General features: G+C 73.7%; 1 pseudogene. It reads left to right on the top strand.

The features are described 5' to 3' along the window. Positions 1-271, top strand: a pseudogene (locus tag ACTIE9_RS12395) (DNA topoisomerase IV); the annotation flags it as partial. Between the last annotated feature and the right edge of the window lie 29 nt (positions 272-300).

The raw sequence follows: 300 nt of genomic DNA on the forward strand, positions 1-300 counted from the left end.
GGACTCGACGACGCGCGGCGAGCTCGCCGCGATCACGTCGCGCGGCCGCTTCGTGCGGTTCACCCCGGTCGATCTGCCGAGCGTGCCCGCGAACTCGGTGCAGCTCGCGGCGGGCGCGAAGCTGCGCGACTACCTGGGCCTGACCGATGCGAAGGAGCGCGTGCTCGCGATCGTCGACCCCGCCAGCGCCGTGCCGCTCGCGCTCGGAACCCGCGAGGGTGTCGTCAAGCGCGTCTCCCCCGGCGGCTGGCCCGCGCGTCCCGATAGCTAGGTCATCGCCCTCAAGCCCGGCGATGAGGT

The organism is Microcella sp. (assembly GCF_051860105.1).
Taxonomy (GTDB): domain Bacteria; phylum Actinomycetota; class Actinomycetes; order Actinomycetales; family Microbacteriaceae; genus Microcella.